This window comes from Galbibacter sp. (genome assembly GCF_048266365.1).
Classification (GTDB): Bacteria; Bacteroidota; Bacteroidia; order Flavobacteriales; family Flavobacteriaceae; genus Galbibacter.
Genome location: NZ_JBLWZP010000002.1, coordinates 509,994 through 527,041 on the forward strand (window position 1 = coordinate 509,994; position 17,048 = coordinate 527,041).

Annotated in this window: 8 protein-coding genes; 4 read left to right on the forward strand and 4 right to left on the reverse strand. The window is 37.6% G+C overall.

Translation table 11 applies throughout. The features are described from left to right. Nucleotides 1-266: 266 nt before the first annotated feature. The 3 genes from ACN0TV_RS05150 (at nt 267) to ACN0TV_RS05160 (ending at nt 6,112) form a co-directional block, all read left to right on the forward strand. A complete protein-coding gene (locus ACN0TV_RS05150; RefSeq protein ID WP_417360776.1) occupies nt 267-3,308 on the forward strand; it encodes a SusC/RagA family TonB-linked outer membrane protein in 3,042 nt (1,013 codons plus the stop codon). 12 nt (nt 3,309-3,320) lie between these two features. Beyond that, nucleotides 3,321-4,793 carry a RagB/SusD family nutrient uptake outer membrane protein gene (locus tag ACN0TV_RS05155; RefSeq protein WP_417360778.1) on the forward strand — a complete coding sequence of 491 codons (1,473 nt, stop codon included), beginning with the start codon at nt 3,321-3,323 and terminating at the stop codon, nt 4,791-4,793. A 311-nt stretch (nt 4,794-5,104) separates the two neighbouring features. Continuing rightward, complete coding sequence (locus ACN0TV_RS05160; protein WP_417360780.1) at nt 5,105-6,112, forward strand: glycosyltransferase family 2 protein; 1,008 nt, start codon at nt 5,105-5,107, stop codon at nt 6,110-6,112. 178 nt (nt 6,113-6,290) lie between these two features. On the opposite strand, the gene ACN0TV_RS05165 is transcribed toward ACN0TV_RS05160, so the two are convergent. From ACN0TV_RS05165 to rpmH, 4 genes are all read right to left on the reverse strand, one after another. Then, nucleotides 6,291-10,505 carry a hybrid sensor histidine kinase/response regulator transcription factor gene (locus ACN0TV_RS05165; RefSeq protein WP_417360782.1) on the reverse strand — a complete coding sequence of 1,405 codons (4,215 nt, stop codon included), beginning with the start codon at nt 10,503-10,505 and terminating at the stop codon, nt 6,291-6,293. A gap of 832 nt (nt 10,506-11,337) precedes the next feature. Next, nucleotides 11,338-12,885: a glycoside hydrolase 43 family protein gene (locus tag ACN0TV_RS05170; protein WP_417360784.1), complete on the reverse strand. Its 1,548-nt coding sequence runs from the start codon at nt 12,883-12,885 to the stop codon at nt 11,338-11,340. Nucleotides 12,886-13,086: 201 nt separating this feature from the next. Continuing rightward, nucleotides 13,087-15,939 (reverse strand): carbamoyl-phosphate synthase large subunit, encoded by a 2,853-nt coding sequence (gene carB / locus ACN0TV_RS05175; RefSeq protein WP_417360786.1) that lies wholly within the window; start codon nt 15,937-15,939, stop codon nt 13,087-13,089. Between the two features lie 99 nt (nt 15,940-16,038). Further along, nucleotides 16,039-16,197: a 50S ribosomal protein L34 gene (gene rpmH / locus ACN0TV_RS05180; RefSeq protein ID WP_417360788.1), complete on the reverse strand. Its 159-nt coding sequence runs from the start codon at nt 16,195-16,197 to the stop codon at nt 16,039-16,041. Between the two features lie 334 nt (nt 16,198-16,531). On the opposite strand from rpmH, the gene ACN0TV_RS05185 reads away from it, so the two are divergent. After that, the gene (locus ACN0TV_RS05185; RefSeq protein ID WP_417360790.1) at nt 16,532-17,047 is read left to right on the forward strand and encodes a DUF2892 domain-containing protein; all 516 of its coding nucleotides are present in this window, start codon (nt 16,532-16,534) and stop codon (nt 17,045-17,047) included. The last annotated feature ends 1 nt before the right edge of the window (nt 17,048 follow it).

Genomic DNA, 17,048 nt, shown 5'->3' on the forward strand with positions numbered 1-17,048 from the left:
GTAACATATCGTCATAATGACTATAAGACTTCCTATTAGCTTTGCTTCACTAGCGAACTTATCTTCTGCAATACTCCAGATACCGCTATGCGGTTAAAGCTTAATCCAAACCTATTGGAGTTGCTAAGGGCTAAGTATAACACCTGGCTTTGAGGCTGATGCCTTGAAATTAAAAAAGGAATTCCTTTAGAAAAGCGCATTCCTAGCTAAAAAAAGGTATTCGCAAAAGGATAACAAGCTAGTTAACTTTCTAACACATCTAATTTATGAAACATTCTAATTTTAAACGATTTTTGTTCCTACTGAGCTTGTTTAGTTTCGGGTTGGTTCAAGCACAAGGAGAAATCACCGTCTCCGGAACCGTTCAAGATGGCTCTGGTCCATTACCAGGAGTAAACGTAGTGCTTCTTGACAATTCAAAGGGAACTTCAACTGATTTTGATGGTAACTTTACCTTAAGCGGTATAGACCCGAAGTCCACTATAGTTTTTAGCTATGTTGGATTCAAAACTGTAGAAATTCCGGTAAACAACAGAACTACAATCAACGTCACACTGGAATTGGACGCCCAATCCCTAGATGAAATCGTTGTGGTAGGTTACGGTACTCAGAGTAGAAGTGAGGTAACTGGAGCTATTGCAACAATTGAAGCTGAGGATATTACAAGTGTACCAGTGACTACAGCAGATCAAGCCCTTCAAGGTCGTGCTCCGGGGGTAAACGTTGTAAACAGTGGTGCACCAGGTAGTGCGCCTGTAGTTCGAATTCGCGGGTTAGGTACTCCCAACGCCAACGATCCACTTTATGTTATTGATGGAACCATTTCCTCTGGGATGGGTAACTTAAATCCAAATGACATTAAATCCATTCAGGTACTCAAGGATGCTGCAACAACTGCAGTTTATGGATCTAAAGGCTCCAATGGTGTTATTATCATCACTACTAAAAGCGGAACTCCAAGTGAAAAAGCCACCTTAAGTTTTGATTCCTATACGGGAGTGAACTTTATAAGTGATCGCTATGACCTTCTAAATGCTGAGCAGTATAAACAATATGCCTCTGAGATTGGTCCAACCCCGGATAGAATTACTAATCCAGCATATGCTTCTTTATCATCACATGATACCGACTGGCAAGACGCTATTTTTAGAACAGGTTTTATGCAAAGCTATAATCTAGCACTAGCTGGAGGTAACGAAAATAGTAATTTCCGTTTCTCTGGAGGATACCTAGGACAAGAAGGTGCTATGATTGAAACGAAGTACGAGCGTTTTAACTTCCGTGCTAATAGTAATTTCAATTTCGGAAATTTAACAATTGGAGAAAGTTTAGGAATTTCATTTGATAAACAGAACCCGGAGCGAGACAGTGGAGGACGTTCAATTCTTGAACACGCCATTAAGATTGCGCCTTATCTGCCGATATACAATTCTGATAATTTAGGGGGATTCCAGGGTCCTAGTAGCTCTTTTGATCTTCAGGATGCAGAAAATCCAGTTCGTGCACAGACATTGGGCGAAGTGGTAAACAAATCAGTAGATATTAACGGTGGAATTTTTGCATCGTATGAACTCTTTGATGCCTTGACTTTTAAAACTCAAGTCGGTCTTGATTATAGTAACGGTAAAAATACCGCTTTTATTCCTTCATACAGTGATGATGAAACTGCAACAAACAGTACTGCTTACGCGCAGATCATCAAGAATACCAGTATTTATCAATCACTTACTTACACAAATAGCTTAACCTTCAAAAAAACCTTTGCAGATTATCATAATGTTGAAATATTGGCACTGGCAGAACAACAAAAAATCAAATTTGAGAGTGTTAATGCCAGAAGTATAAATGACATTTCAGATAGTGTGGATCAACTTTCTATAAACGGTGTTGACCTTAGTTCCAATTCTTCAGAGTATCTCAGAATCGGTTATTTAGGGCGGTTAAACTATAACTACGACAAACGTTACCTGATTGCAGCTTCTATTCGAAGAGATGCTTCTTCCAGATTCGGTGCTAACAATCGTTGGGGATGGTTCCCATCCGTTTCTGCAGGTTGGAACATCAGTAAAGAATCCTTTATGGAAAACACCGTATTCAATAATTTAAAACTAAGGGGAAGCTGGGGTATAACAGGGAATGACAATATAGGTGACTACCTTTATAGCTCAACCTTGTTGACGAACTTCATTTATCCGATCGGAGGTTCTGCGGTACAAGGAACTACGGCAAACGGTTTGGCAAACCCAGATCTCAAATGGGAGGAAACAACAATGCGTAATATAGGACTTGATGTTGGTCTTTTTGACAACAAACTCACCTTTACCGCAGAATATTACAACAACAAAAGTGAAGATTTGTTAGTTAACCTTCCACTACCACTTTCGCACGGATACAACAATCCGAATTTGACTTCAAATGTGGCATCCGTTAAAACCAAAGGTTTTGAATTCAATATCGGATATAATGATTTCGAAGGTGATTTCACCTGGTCAGCGAATATGAACATTAGCCACAGTAAAAACGAGGTTTTGACGCTTAATTCAAGTGGAAACAGTAGCCCTATATACGGTGGAGGTTTCGAAGGAGAAAACCTTTCAGCTATAAGCATTAATGAGCCCTTATTCTATTTTTATGGTTACTTAAGTGATGGTATTTATCAAACTGAGGCGGAAGTTGATGCAGTACTAAGTGCAAACCCTGATCAAGTAGTTGTTTTTCCTGGAGATGTTCGCTATAAGGACTTAAACGATGATGGTATGATTACTTCCGAGGACAAAACAAAAATTGGAAATCCATATCCTGATATGGTCCTAGGACTTAATTTAACTGCCAACTATAAGAACTTCGATTTTAATGCATTTTTCGCGGGTAGTTATGGAAACGATGTCTACAATACTAATATATATGACCTTCAAGGGATGACTCGATTGTTCAATTCTGGAGTTGCAGTATTAGATCGTTGGACAGGCCCAGGAACTTCTAATACTATTCCAAGAGCCTTGGGTGCTGTTCAGAACACCAGCGCCTCAGACCGTTTTATTGAAGATGGATCCTATACGAAGTTGAAAAACCTAACATTAGGATATACAATTCCTACTACATTTTTCAACGATGCGATTTCAAAATTCAGAATCTATGTTAGTGGTCAAAATCTAATCACCATAACAGATTACAGCGGTTTAGACCCTGAAATTGGTCGGGTCTCTTTAAACAATCAGGCCACTAGAAACCAGTTCGAGATTGGAATAGATCGTGGAAATTATCCTCAACCGAAGTCGGTAGTTTTTGGATTACAACTTGAATTTTAAATCAAAAAAATTATGAAAAAATTTAAATATATTTTCACCATCCTTAGTCTGGTGTTTGCATTGCAATCCTGTGACACCGATGGTTTGGAATTAAGCAACCCATCGCAATTATCCCCTGAAACTTATTTTGAAAATGAGATTCAGGTCAGATCAGCAGTAAACGCTGTTTACGCCAATCTACAGACAATTGGTACATATAGTAGAAACTACTACTTTATGATGGATAATATGGCGCATGAAAACGAGGGGAATCCACAATTAGAAGCCAACAAAAGACTATTTTTAGATTTTTCTTTTGATGCCAGTTCAGAATTGGTAAACCAATTTTGGGATAGTTCCTTTAGAGGAATCAATAAAGCCAATTTTGTTATCACTAATAAGGAAAAAATAGATCTGATTCCGAATGCTTTAATGAGTCAAGAATCAAAAGATAAGTACATAGGCGAAGCCAAATTTCTTAGAGCCTTATACTATTTTAACTTAGTGACACTTTACGGCGGGGTTCCATTGATAACAACGGTACCTGAGAGTAGGGAAGGATTTCCAAGGAATACAGTTGAAGAAGTTTATGCACAAATAATAAGCGACCTTACTGATGCTTCCCAAACCCTTCTACCTAAAACTACAGAGGAAAAAGGAAGAGCGACCAGAGGTGCTGCCTATGCCCTACTTGGAAAGGTTCAACTATACAGAGGAAAATACTCAGAGGCTATGGCCGCATTTGACAAGATTTATGGTGTATACGAGCTTACCGATAATTATTTCGATAATTTCATGGAAGAAACCGAACATAATTCTGAAACCATATTTGGAGTAGAATTTGATGATGATATGGGCAATAATGCTTTTTGGAACAACGCAGTGAGTGGTGAAGGTCCAAATGAAGCTAGTTTAAGAGGACAATCTTATGGGTTTGTCGATTGGTTTAATTGTTATCCATCTGATGTCTTATTGGATGAATTTGAAGCTAACGATCCTAGATTTAAGGAAAGTTTCTATGTTGTTGGAGACACCTATGCCGGGGGAGAACTTACCATTTCTGAAATCAGTTTAGGTAGAAAAGCGGTATGGAGAAAATACCAAAACTATTACAAAGACGCCAATGAGGACCTACAGTCAGGAATTAACTTTGGTATTATCCGTTTTGCAGATGTCTTGCTTATGATGGCAGAGGCAGCAAATGAAACCGTAGATCAAGACACCGCCATTGATTACATCAATGAAGTCAGAGATCGTGTGAATATGCCATTGTTAAGTTACGGTTTAACCAAAGCACAAGTGTTCGATGCTATTGTACACGAAAGAATGGTTGAACTCGCTGGAGAACAAGTTCGTTTTGCAGATTTAAAACGTTGGGGGATGGCAGCCCAGGAGTTAGGTCAGTTTGGTTTCCAAGCCGGAACTCATGAACTTCTTCCAATACCTGAAGCAGAGATAAACTCTAACTCAGCAATAAACCCAGAGGATCAGAATTCTGGTTATTAATAAATTTTAGAATTAAGTTTAAGTTTAGAATTCATCCAAGGCGCTCGCGCTAAGGGTGAATTCTTATTTTATACTTATTCTTAATCTCATATTGACCAATCAAACTACGGAAGGCAAATCTACCTTTACAAAATCAAATTTCTACGCTGAGTTCCTATCTAGTACTTTAGAGGATCAAAAAGGAATCACTTCATCGAAGTATTCTGCATTTCAAATTGATTTCAGGTCAGTATAAAGGATTCTCTTGATCTTTAACTATAAAATCCACTGACCAACACCAAGACAGGTTTGTTTTATATCAAGCACATAGCATGAAAATTAAAATATCCATAATTATACCGATTTATAACACTTCATCATTATTAAAAAGGTGTTTAGATTCTATACTCGACCAAACATTCCACGATATTGAAATTCTGATGATCGATGATGGTTCTACAGATAACTCGAAAGAGATCTGTTTGCACTATCAAAATAATGATAGCCGTTTTAAATACTGGCACCAACCGAATAGTGGTGCATCTTCTGCTAGAAATAATGGCATTAGACGCGCTCAAGGCACATATATTTTATTTCTTGACAGTGATGATTATTTCGTCCCAAAAACCTGTGAAATATGCTATGAAACAGCGGAAAAGTATAATTTAGATCTCCTTAATTTTGCGTACAACTATGTTAAAAACGGTGAAGCAACAGTAAACATTCCCTCATTTCCAAAAAATAAAATACTTGGTCACGAGCAAATTCTAGAACTTCTTAAAAAGAACACTTTACACAATAAATTTCTATGGTTTAGTTGGTCATATTGTTTCAGAACATCTTTTATAAAAGACAATGAGCTGCTATTTGATGAATCAGTCCTTCTGGGTAATGATTCGGATTTTAATATAAAATGCCTATTCCATACCAAGCATGTTTATAGTATAAATGATGTGCTGTACTGTTATGTATACAATCCAGATTCGTTAACTCAAACCAAGTATCGCAAACAACTACTAGAACGGTATGTTACTCAATTTAATGGCAGAACAAAACTATATAGGAAATTTAATCTAACTGATAAGGAATACACCACGGATATCTCCCAAAATTATATAGAACACGCTTTGCTTGAACTGATTTACAACGAGAAAAATAATCCAAACAAAGGTTCGCTGGCTAGCTATTTAAAAACCTTAAGACAAACAGAGATGTTTCAATTTTGTTCTAAAAATTATTCATTTTCACAAAATTGTACACCCAAAAAGAAAATACTAACGTACCTATTCACAAAAAACCAAACCTTACTCCTAAGCTACATACTCAAATACGCAGCTTAATACGCGTAACATAAGCAATCCGTATACACCACGCTAAGCATTCGCAATTCACCAAAAGCAAAAACCCAGGCAATTCATAAGGATTCACCAAGGTCATTGGTTGAGGATTGTTTCAAGGTATCCCAGTTGTAATATACTCGAGTATTTAAAGCCTATTTAGCCCTTAAAGCTAAATATCTTAACTCGCCATAGAGTCAACATAATCCTTTGGTACAGGAGTCTTTAAATGTATACTTTTGTATTCCTTAGGGGAACAACCATAAAACTCTTTAAAACTCGAAGAGAACTTAGATACGTGTGAGAAGCCGGTGGCATAAGTTACCTCTGTCACACTTAGGTTTTTACTTGCCAATAAGTCAGCCGCCTGTTTGAGACGAATATTACGTACAAAGTCACGTGTAGATTGATTGGTTAATTCCTTTAATTTTCTATACAGGTGAACCCTGCTAATACCTATTTCTTTTGCGATTTTTGCAACATTCAACTCAGGATTATCCAAATTGTCATTAATATATTTGGTGACCCGCTCCATCAATTTCTCATCCGCAGATTTCATTTGAATAGGAGGCAATTGCCCCTCAGGCATCTGTTTACCTGAGTAGGTGTTTTTAAGCATCTCCCTGTTGTTAATGATATTTTTAACGGTCGTTTTTAAAATTGTGAGATTGAATGGTTTCGGCAAATAAGCATCTGCACCAATATTCAATCCGAGAATATTGTCTTGTTCTCTAGATCTCGCAGTCAACAATATCACAGGAATATGGTTGACATTGATGTTTTTCTTAATTTTTCTACACAAACTCACCCCATCCATCTCCGGCATGGATACATCACTAATAATAAGATCAGGTGTTTGAGCCAGAATCATCGAGTATCCTAATTTACCATTACAGGCAACCATGACGTGGTAGTCATCGCTGAGCTCGCTAGAGAGATAATCTCGGATTTCCGCATCATCATCTATGACCAAAATTCGACTCTTACCCCTACCCTTATAAGTTTCATTTTCTCTACCGGGTTCTGCTACAACATCTGCTGTTTCCTCTTCGATTTCAATTTCGGTTATCGATTCAGGTAAATCCATGGTGGTTATTTTGTGAACCACTTCTTTTTTAGGCTGCTCTGCAGACTCGCAATCTATCGGCAATTCCATGATCATAGTGCATCCAGCTTGATCTGTATTATTGATGGCGTAAATCTGGCCCTTGTGAAGATTGACGATGGAACGCGTTAAGTGCAAACCAATACCTGTACCCTCCTTGGGATGTAATTCAACTTTGTTAGAGCGATAAAAGCGATCAAATATCTTGTTCAAGTCATGCTCCGCAACCCCAATACCATTATCTTTTACTCCTATACGGAAACTTTCAACACCGTTACTAGCTGTAAAAGGTTCTAAAACAACGTCTATGGTTCCACCCTCTGGGGTAAACTTGAACGCATTAGAAAGTAAGTTTAGCAATGTCTTATCAAAATAATTTTGGTCAAGTATCACGTTTAACTTAGGGACCTTGCTATGAAAATTTAGATTGACATTTTTAGTGCTTTTTTGATCTTCAAAAAGTGAACAGATATCTTCAATGAAACTTACCATATCCACCATACGGTGTGTCAGCTGTATTTGACCTTGATCAATTTTCCGCATTTCCATAAGTTGGTTGATCAAATGAAGTATTCGCTCTGAATTTCGGTGCATCACCCCATATACTCCTTGTCGATCTTGATCGTCGTCTGAGTTCATAAGAGTTTTTAAAGGGTTTAATATCAGAGATATAGGTGTTTTTATTTCATGAGAAATATTAGTAAAGAACTGTATTTTCGCTTCTTTAATTTGATTTTCATAGTGTTGCGCGCGTACTTTCTCACTAATTCTATGGCGTTGTCGCAACTGGCTTATAACAACCCAACCGATACCTAATAACAAAAGGAAATAGATTGTCTTAGCAGCAATTGTTCCATACCATGGTGGACGAACGATCACAGTGAAGGCTTTTACATCAGAAAATGCCCCCAATTCCTTAGCCTTTACTCTAATGGTATACTGATCAGGAACCATATCTGTAAAACGTATGGTATTGGTACCCTGTTGAAGACTTACCCAAGGGGAATCATTTATCGCATAATAATAAGTAAGTCGTTGTGGATCCATAAAATTACTAGGGGCAAACTCCATAGTAAAGGTATTGTCATTATTTCCCAAGGAAAGCATATCGGCCATTAAAATACCTGAATCCAAAATGGGTTTACCGTTAGAGCGTGTTGTTGCATTGATTTGTTTATTATCAATATAAAGGGCGGTCATACGAATCTCTGGAACCATCCCCTGTTCAGTAATTTGATTTGGATCAAAAAAGGATATGCCATTAATACCTCCAAAATAAACGGATTTGTGGTTGTCAATGGTTACCGCACTCTTATTAAATTCATTTCCTTGCAGCCCATCATTAAAGTAAAAATTTGTGAAATTCAGATCCTTGGTGTTGAATTTAGAAATACCGCGATGTGTGCTTAACCAAAGGTTCCCATTGTCCACTTCCTGTATGGCGCATACCACATTACTAGGCAACCCATCATCTGTTGAGAAATTTTGAAGATCCCAACTATCTTTAGGTTTAAAGTACAATCCTTCTGAGGTTCCAATCCAAACATTGCCGTGATCGTCTTGGTGCAGCGCATATACAATTTTACGGCCCAACACATGATTGATTCCTTCATCAAAAATAAAACTGTTCGTATTTAAATCCAAGCAACTAAGACCGTTGTAGGTTCCTATATACAATTTATTATCCGGGGTATAAAGCAAGGTATTTATCCAATTATTTTGCATATAGTCCTCAGGGTTATTGGCCAAACCAAAGGCTTCACCAATGTTGCGCTCGACAACCTCACCACTCTTGAGATCCATGGAAAAAAGCCCGGAACCCATGGATCCTATCCATAAGTTCTTATCGCCGTCTTCGGTCAAGGTAAAGATACGATCGACCTTGTTGCCCTTACTATCCGAAATAGGGTTGTCAAATTTAAAGGTATCGGACTGTTTCTGATAAGATCCTAGCCCGCTTAAATATGTACCCGTCCAGATACCTCCTTCGGAATCCTCGTAGACACACATAATGCTCGTGGACTCTTTGGTTAAATAATGCTTGATTAAATTATGATCTGCATCCAATTTATAGATCCCATCTCCATCAGTACCAACCCACATCACCCCAGAACTATCTCTTTCTTTCTGTAGTGCAGTAATACTATTGGATCCGATGGTGTTTTTATTGATAGACTGATAGCCAATATATTTGAAGTTATTCGGTTTAAATGGAATCAGCGCGATACCTTTTTGATAGATACCCAGCCAGAGATTCTCAGAGTTATCCATGATGATGGAGTGCACCTTAGATTTGGCAAAATCAAATTTGTTAATCCCTAAGGACAAATCTGTAAAAGTTTCAGTTTTAGGATTAAATACCTTCATTCCATTGTTGTCAGTACCTACGTAAATCCTATTTGAGTCTACAACATATAAGTCCTTTATAGCCAAGTGACAGCTCGTATAAGGGATCTTCTCGAAGCCTTTCTCCTGAGATACGAATCGGAATAAGCCCTCATTGAGTTTTCCGATATAAATATTTCCATTTTCAGCCTGAACAATACTAGATAAATTAGACTCTGATTCATTTTCGTAGAGAAAATGCAAGGCGTAAGGATTAGAATCGCTTGGTTTGCAATACAGTCCATTATCCTGAGTCATCACCCATAAGCGTTGTTGTCGGTCTTCAAATATCTCTTGTATAAACTCAGAATAGATGACCTCCTCTATCTTACCCACATACATGTTTTGCTTATCTTTTACCAATCGGTAAATTCCACTTCCTGAAGTCCCTATAAGTATGTCACCATTATTGCGCTCTACCATTGTGGTCACGTGCGGTTGCATCTGCTTTCCTTGCGAATCATACATCGGAATTTCATGGAAACGCTGGGTAGTATAATCGTAATACTGCAGTCCATTAAAATAACCAATTAAAAGGGTCTGGTCAGCTAGTTGATACATATCCCTTACATAATTGTGCAAAATGGATGTAGAATCTTCAGCCTTATGATTGAATTTTTCAACCTTAGCACCATCCAAGCGATTAAGTCCATCTTCTGTTGCCACCCATATAAGCCCCCTATCATCCTCGAACACTTGATTGATCAGTGTACTCGATAATTTATTGTCTGTAGAGAAAAATCGCGCTGTTTGAGCATACCCATTGACAAGGGTACTTCCCAAAAGAATTGTAAAAAGAGTAAGATGGAATTTTTTGAGGTTAGGTCGGAAAATTCGGGTGTTAGCCCCCAAATTAAAGCCAGACCACAAAATGCGATCTAATTTAAGTATAATGAAAGCGTTCATGGTTGTTAGTTTGTTACAAAATCAGCGGAAATGGCCATTTCAATCGTTTGCGGGGTTCAATCAACATTAAAAAAATATATAACCCACGACTAACAAATGTACTTTAGGCAATTAACACTAATTTCTAATAGTTAATTTGACTACAAGGTAATCTTTAAAATTTATAATTCACAATAAATTATCAAAAAATAACAAAATTCGCAGTCTCGCCCCTATTATTGTTGATGTTAAGACAACAAAACTACATTATTAATACTTTTATAAAGGTGATTAGCACTTTAATGGTAAAAAAACCATGTTGTGTATCATAACAGTAAAGGATGGTAACGTAAAAACCCTTTAAACATTGAAACTTTGGCTACTTTTGAATTATAAGATTTAAACAAAGAGATTAATAAAATAATCCAACCAATACTTTTGAAGCATTAAAATTTTTACTGGAGTTTGTTAGTTTGAATCTAGTAAATTATTAGCTAGTTTGATTGAAAGACTGCCTCACAAGGGCAGTCTTTTTTTGTGTTTTCTATTACTAACATCATCTTATTACCTAGAAATTACTACGACCTATAGTCAAGGTATTAAAATCAAGAACTATTACCTGACTGAACTAGTATTTCGATACGGTCAACTTGGTAATACCAAAATAATAGTGGATTGTAAAGCAGACAAAAATTCTTAAAAGGAGATATGTAAGGCCGGCGCCGATGAGATCCATAAGATATGGAATCCTATTGGGCATACACTATAAGACAAACTGTTATAAGGATAGACCATACAATAGTATGTCCTAGTGAAAAGTAAAGCAGCTATTACTGCTACTGTACTTCGGTAGTTAATTCTTTATTTTGAAGTAATCGAAATCTACAGTTCCACCTACATGCCGGGTGGCATAATTAAACAACCCAAAGCGATATCCCATAAAGTGAGTGAGCGTATATCTCATTTTAAGAAGCTCGCCAATGGCTTCCCATGAATTTCCATCGAGGCTGTAATAAAACTTGGCCTGATCTTTCATCCCTGTATAATCGCATACCGCTTTCAAGTACACTTGGGATCCTTTCTGAAGTGGAATTTTTTCTTTAATGGTCTCTTTGCCACCTTCATTAACAGCATAAACGATGTAAGTCTTGTTTTTTTCTTTTTTAACACCTACATATCCAAAGTACTCCGCAAGTAAAACCAATCCGGCTAGGTCTCCGCTTTTCATATTAGAAAAAGTAATGGAGGTTTCTCCCTGACTTGTAGGGCCAAAAGTTCTTTGCGTAAGGGTATTTCGTGCAGCTACAACACTACTATCGAGTCGGATTGTTTTAAGTCTTAAATAGCCAGGACGTTCTGTAAGTGACCAATTGGAATTAACAGGGTTATGGTTCCACTGCCAAACTAGAGGTAAAGCTGCCTCTGCTGCAGCACGCTTGAAGTCATCACTACCAACCACTCCAGGAATCAAACCTTTACGCTGTGGAAGGTCAAGTGACTGTGGTACTTTACCATCTACACCTATAATTGGCCAACCATCTTCCCAGGTCACAGGTACCAAATACGGAATTCTACCAACAGCACCATTGTCTTTGAACAAAAAGGCATACCAATCACCTTCTGGGGTATCTACTAGACCTCCTTGAGCGACACCTCGATCCTGAAAGCTTAAACGGCCTTCATATGGACCGGTAATATTGTCAGCTCTATGAACAACTACAGTTCGCATACCGCCTCTAGGCCAAGTAATGTCAAATAGGTAATACTTCCCATGAACCTTAAAGAGCTGAGATCCTTCGGCGCCAAGCATAATATTTGGTCCAGCCGGCGCAGATGCATTTTCAATTAATACGCGGTCTGTACCTGGTATAATTCCTGTGAGATCTGTTTTAAGCTCTACGATATTAAGTCTTCCATTGCCATAAATCATATAGACCTTTCCCTTATCGAAAACTAGACTGTTATCATGTAAACTAGGACTAAATGATTTTTCACTCCATTGATCTGACTCTATATCCTTGGTATAATAAATATGTGTTTTACCAGTGGTAGAAGAGAATGTAGAAACGTAAAACATCCCGTCGTGATAACGAAGGCTACTTGCCCATGACCCTTTACCATAAGCATTCTTACCATTTTCCATATTTAAGGCATCATTCTCTTCCAAGCGATCGTATGCATAAGACACCAGCTCCCAATTCACCAAATCTGTAGATTTCATGATTGGAACCCCTGGACTCATATGCATGGTCGTACTACTCATGTAATAGTTATCACCTACTCGGATCATTGAGACATCCGGAACATCTGCATGAATGATGGGGTTTTTTGCTTTGGACTGTCCAAAAGTGGCAACACTAATTGTCAAACCTATAAGAAGTAAAAAAAATGACCGATACATATCTTTATACATTAAAATCGTTATACCATTCAGGCGTCGAGCCGAACAACTTCAAATATAAATGCTAGAATTCAATTAATTGGTGTATTTGATACATTTATTTTTATTTCATCAATAAATCACTCATATTCAGGGATAAAAAAAACTGCAGAGTTTCCCCTGCAGCTTTTTATAATTTGTGAGATCGAAAAGATCTACATTCTATTTACTCAGATACATTTTTCGTCTTTGATACAATTCGTAGAATTGGTCATCTTTTAAGCTATCAATGAATAAAATACTTTCCCCCGTACTCTTCATTTCAGGTCCCAGATTTTTATTCACATTAGGGAACTTGTTGAAGGAGAACACTGGTTGCTTAATCGCATAACCTTCTAATTGAGGGTTAAAGGTAAAGTCTGACAGTTTTTTTTCTCCAAGCATTACCTTGGTAGCATAATTCACATAAGGCTCCTTGTATGCTTTAGCGATAAAGGGTACAGTTCTCGAAGCACGTGGATTAGCCTCTATGATATACACCATATCATCTTTGATCGCAAACTGAATGTTGATCAATCCTACAGTGTTTAGCGCTAGTGCTATCTTTTTAGTGTGATCCTTAATCTGTTGTAACACTAAGTCCCCTATATTGAACGGTGGAAGTGTTCCATTGGAATCTCCTGAGTGGATTCCGCATGGTTCAATGTGTTCCATGATTCCGATGATATATACATCTTCTCCGTCACAGATCGCATCAGCTTCAGCCTCTATTGCTCCATCTAAGTAATGGTCAAGCAGCAGTTTGTTGTTTGGTATCTTTCTGAGCAAATCAACAACATGCTCTTCCAATTCCTTTTTGTTGATTACAATTTTCATTCCTTGACCACCAAGTACATATGAAGGACGTACCAAGATTGGGAAATCCAAATCATCGGCTAACTGAAGTGCTTGCTCAGCCGTTTCTGCCACTCCGAAATCAGGATAAGGAATATTATTTTCCTTCAATAAGGTAGAGAAACTACCTCTATCCTCTGCTAAGTCAAGTGATTCAAAACTTGTTCCAATTATTTTAATACCGTATTTATCGAGCTTCTCAGCCAATTTTAAAGCTGTCTGCCCTCCCAACTGTACAATAACGCCTTCAGGTTTCTCATGACAAATAATGTCATAAATATGCTCCCAGAATACAGGTTCAAAGTATAGTTTGTCAGCTGTGTCAAAATCAGTTGAAACCGTCTCAGGGTTACAGTTGATCATAATGGTCTCATAGCCACACTCAGCAGCTGCAAGCACTCCGTGTACACAGCAGTAATCAAATTCAATTCCCTGTCCAATTCTGTTAGGACCAGATCCAAGAACTACAATTTTCTTTTTCGCTGTAACCACACTCTCGTTTTCGGTGAAGCTCGTACCATCAGCCCTTTCTACCTCTTCCTCGAAGGTAGAGTAATAATAAGGTGTGATAGCTTCGAATTCAGCTGCACAGGTATCCACTAACTTGTAAATCCTATTGATGCTCAGTTCTTCACGTTTTTTGTGAACTTCGCTCTCCCAACATTCAAGCATATGTGCTATCTGACGATCAGCAAAACCTTTTTGTTTTGCTTCCAGCAGCAAGCTTTTTGGAAGGGTTTCTATGGTGTGAGTACTAATTTCTTTTTCCAGTTGATACAGTTCTTCATATTGTTTTAAGAACCACATATCAATTTTGGTAATCTCGTGAATACGGCTAAGTGGTATCCCCATTTGAATGGCATCATAAATCACAAAGACACGATCCCAACTTGGGTAGGTCAACTTTTCAATAATAACATCGTAATCTGTATGTCCCTTACCATCGGCACCTAAGCCATTTCTTTTAATTTCTAAAGACTGTGTTGCCTTGTGTAACGCTTCTTGGAAAGAACGACCTATTCCCATAACCTCTCCAACACTCTTCATTTGAAGTCCAAGCTCTCTATTGGATCCCTCAAATTTGTCAAAGTTCCATCTAGGGATCTTCACAATAACATAATCCAATGTTGGCTCAAAAAGTGCAGAGGTAGATTTTGTGATTTGGTTTTGAAGTTCATCCAAAGTATATCCGATGGCTAACTTACTTGCTATTTTTGCAATAGGATATCCGGTAGCTTTCGAAGCAAGCGCAGAAGACCTAGATACACGTGGGTTAATTTCAATAGCAATAATATCTTCTTTTTCATCTGGACTTACGGCAAATTGCACGTTACATCCTCCGGCAAACTCACCTATACTACGCATCATTTTAATGGCCATATCCCGCATTTTCTGATAGGTTCTATCAGATAAGGTCATCGCAGGAGCTACAGTGATAGAGTCTCCAGTGTGAATCCCCATAGGATCCATATTCTCAATGGTACAGATAATGACGACATTGTCATTATCATCTCTCAACAATTCGAGTTCATATTCCTTCCATCCCATAAGGGCTTTGTCAATCATCACCTCGTGTATAGGTGAGATCTCTAAACCTCTACTGAGGTGGTCGTCAAAGTTTTCTGGCTTATATACTATAGAGGCTCCGGCACCTCCAAGGGTGTAAGAAGCTCGGATCACTAATGGAAAACCAAACTCCTGAGCTATTTCTTTACCTTTTAAGAAAGAAGTTGCAGTGGCCTGTGGCGCCATTGGAATTCCAATCTTCAACATTAACTCTCTAAACTGTTCTCTATCTTCAGTAATGTTGATCGCATCAATATCAACACCGATAATTTCGATGCCAAATTCCTCCCAAATACCTTTCTCATCTGCCTCTATACATAAGTTAAGTGCAGTCTGTCCACCCATAGTCGGTAGAACAGCATCAATATTAGGATGTTTTTCTAATATCTCAATGATGGATTTTGTGGTTAATGGTTTCAAGTACACATGATCCGCCATTGTCGGATCAGTCATGATGGTGGCAGGATTGCTATTGATTAAAACGGTCTCAATACCATCTTCTCTTAGGGAACGTAAAGCTTGTGATCCAGCATAATCAAATTCACAGGCTTGTCCAATGATTATAGGCCCTGAGCCTATTAACAGTATACTTTTAAGGTCTTTTCTTTTTGGCATTTTTTATTGATAAATAGTGTAAGATGAAGTCATTAGATATAAAAAAAGGTGTTACTTATAAAAAGCAACACCTGAATATTTTAAGAATCAAAAAGATCATTATTTTTTGTGTCTAACTTCAGATGAAACCGACAATTTTTTTCTACCTTTTGCTCTTCTGCTAGAAAGCACTTTTCTACCGTTTACAGAAGCCATTCTTTCTCTGAAACCGTGCTTATTTTTTCTTTTTCTCTTCGAGGGTTGAAACGTTCTTTTCATTATTAAATATCTTTATCTACTTTGTAATTCTATGGATTAACGGCTTGCAATGTATCTTCACAAAAGCGCGGCGCAAATATACGAAGAGTTTTCTCTTAGACAAACCCCTTTCTAAAAATATTTTCACTCAATTGTGAAATTGAAAATCAAAACCCTTCATCATCAGCAATTTCAGTGGGTTTCAAGCGTTTAAAAAAATCAAATACGTAATAAAATTCTGTTGTTTAATTACAAAAAACACTAAATAATTAGCACTGGAACTTTAATGGACCTACAGGTTGTTAATTAGCTCTTGTTTTTATTACCTTTGGCTATTCAATTAAATGACCAGAAAATGTTCAACAAAAATATAAAATTAGTTATTGCCGGGCTAATATTAGTTTATGCCATTTATCAATTTGTAGAAGGATTTATCGGTAACGGTATTTTTTTGATTCTACTCGCCGGTATATTCGTCTTTCTTTATTTTAGAAATGAGTTTATTTTACTGGCCTTCCTAAGAATGCGTAAACAAGACTTTGCTGGAACTGACAAATGGTTGAATAAAATCAAAAACCCACAAACTGCGCTTACCACAAAACAGCATGGGTATTACAACTACATCAAAGGGATCATGACTTCACAGACCAATCTAACCCAGGCAGAAAAATATTTTAAAAAGGCTTTAAAATTAGGCTTGTCGATGGATTATGATGTGGCCATGACTAAATTGAGCTTAGCCGGTATTTCTATGCAAAAACGTCGTAAGCGTGAAGCAACCTTGCTTTTAAATGAGGCCAAAAAGATTGACAAACAAAACATGCTCAAGGATCAGATCAAAATGATGCAGGATCAGCTCAAAAAAATCTAGA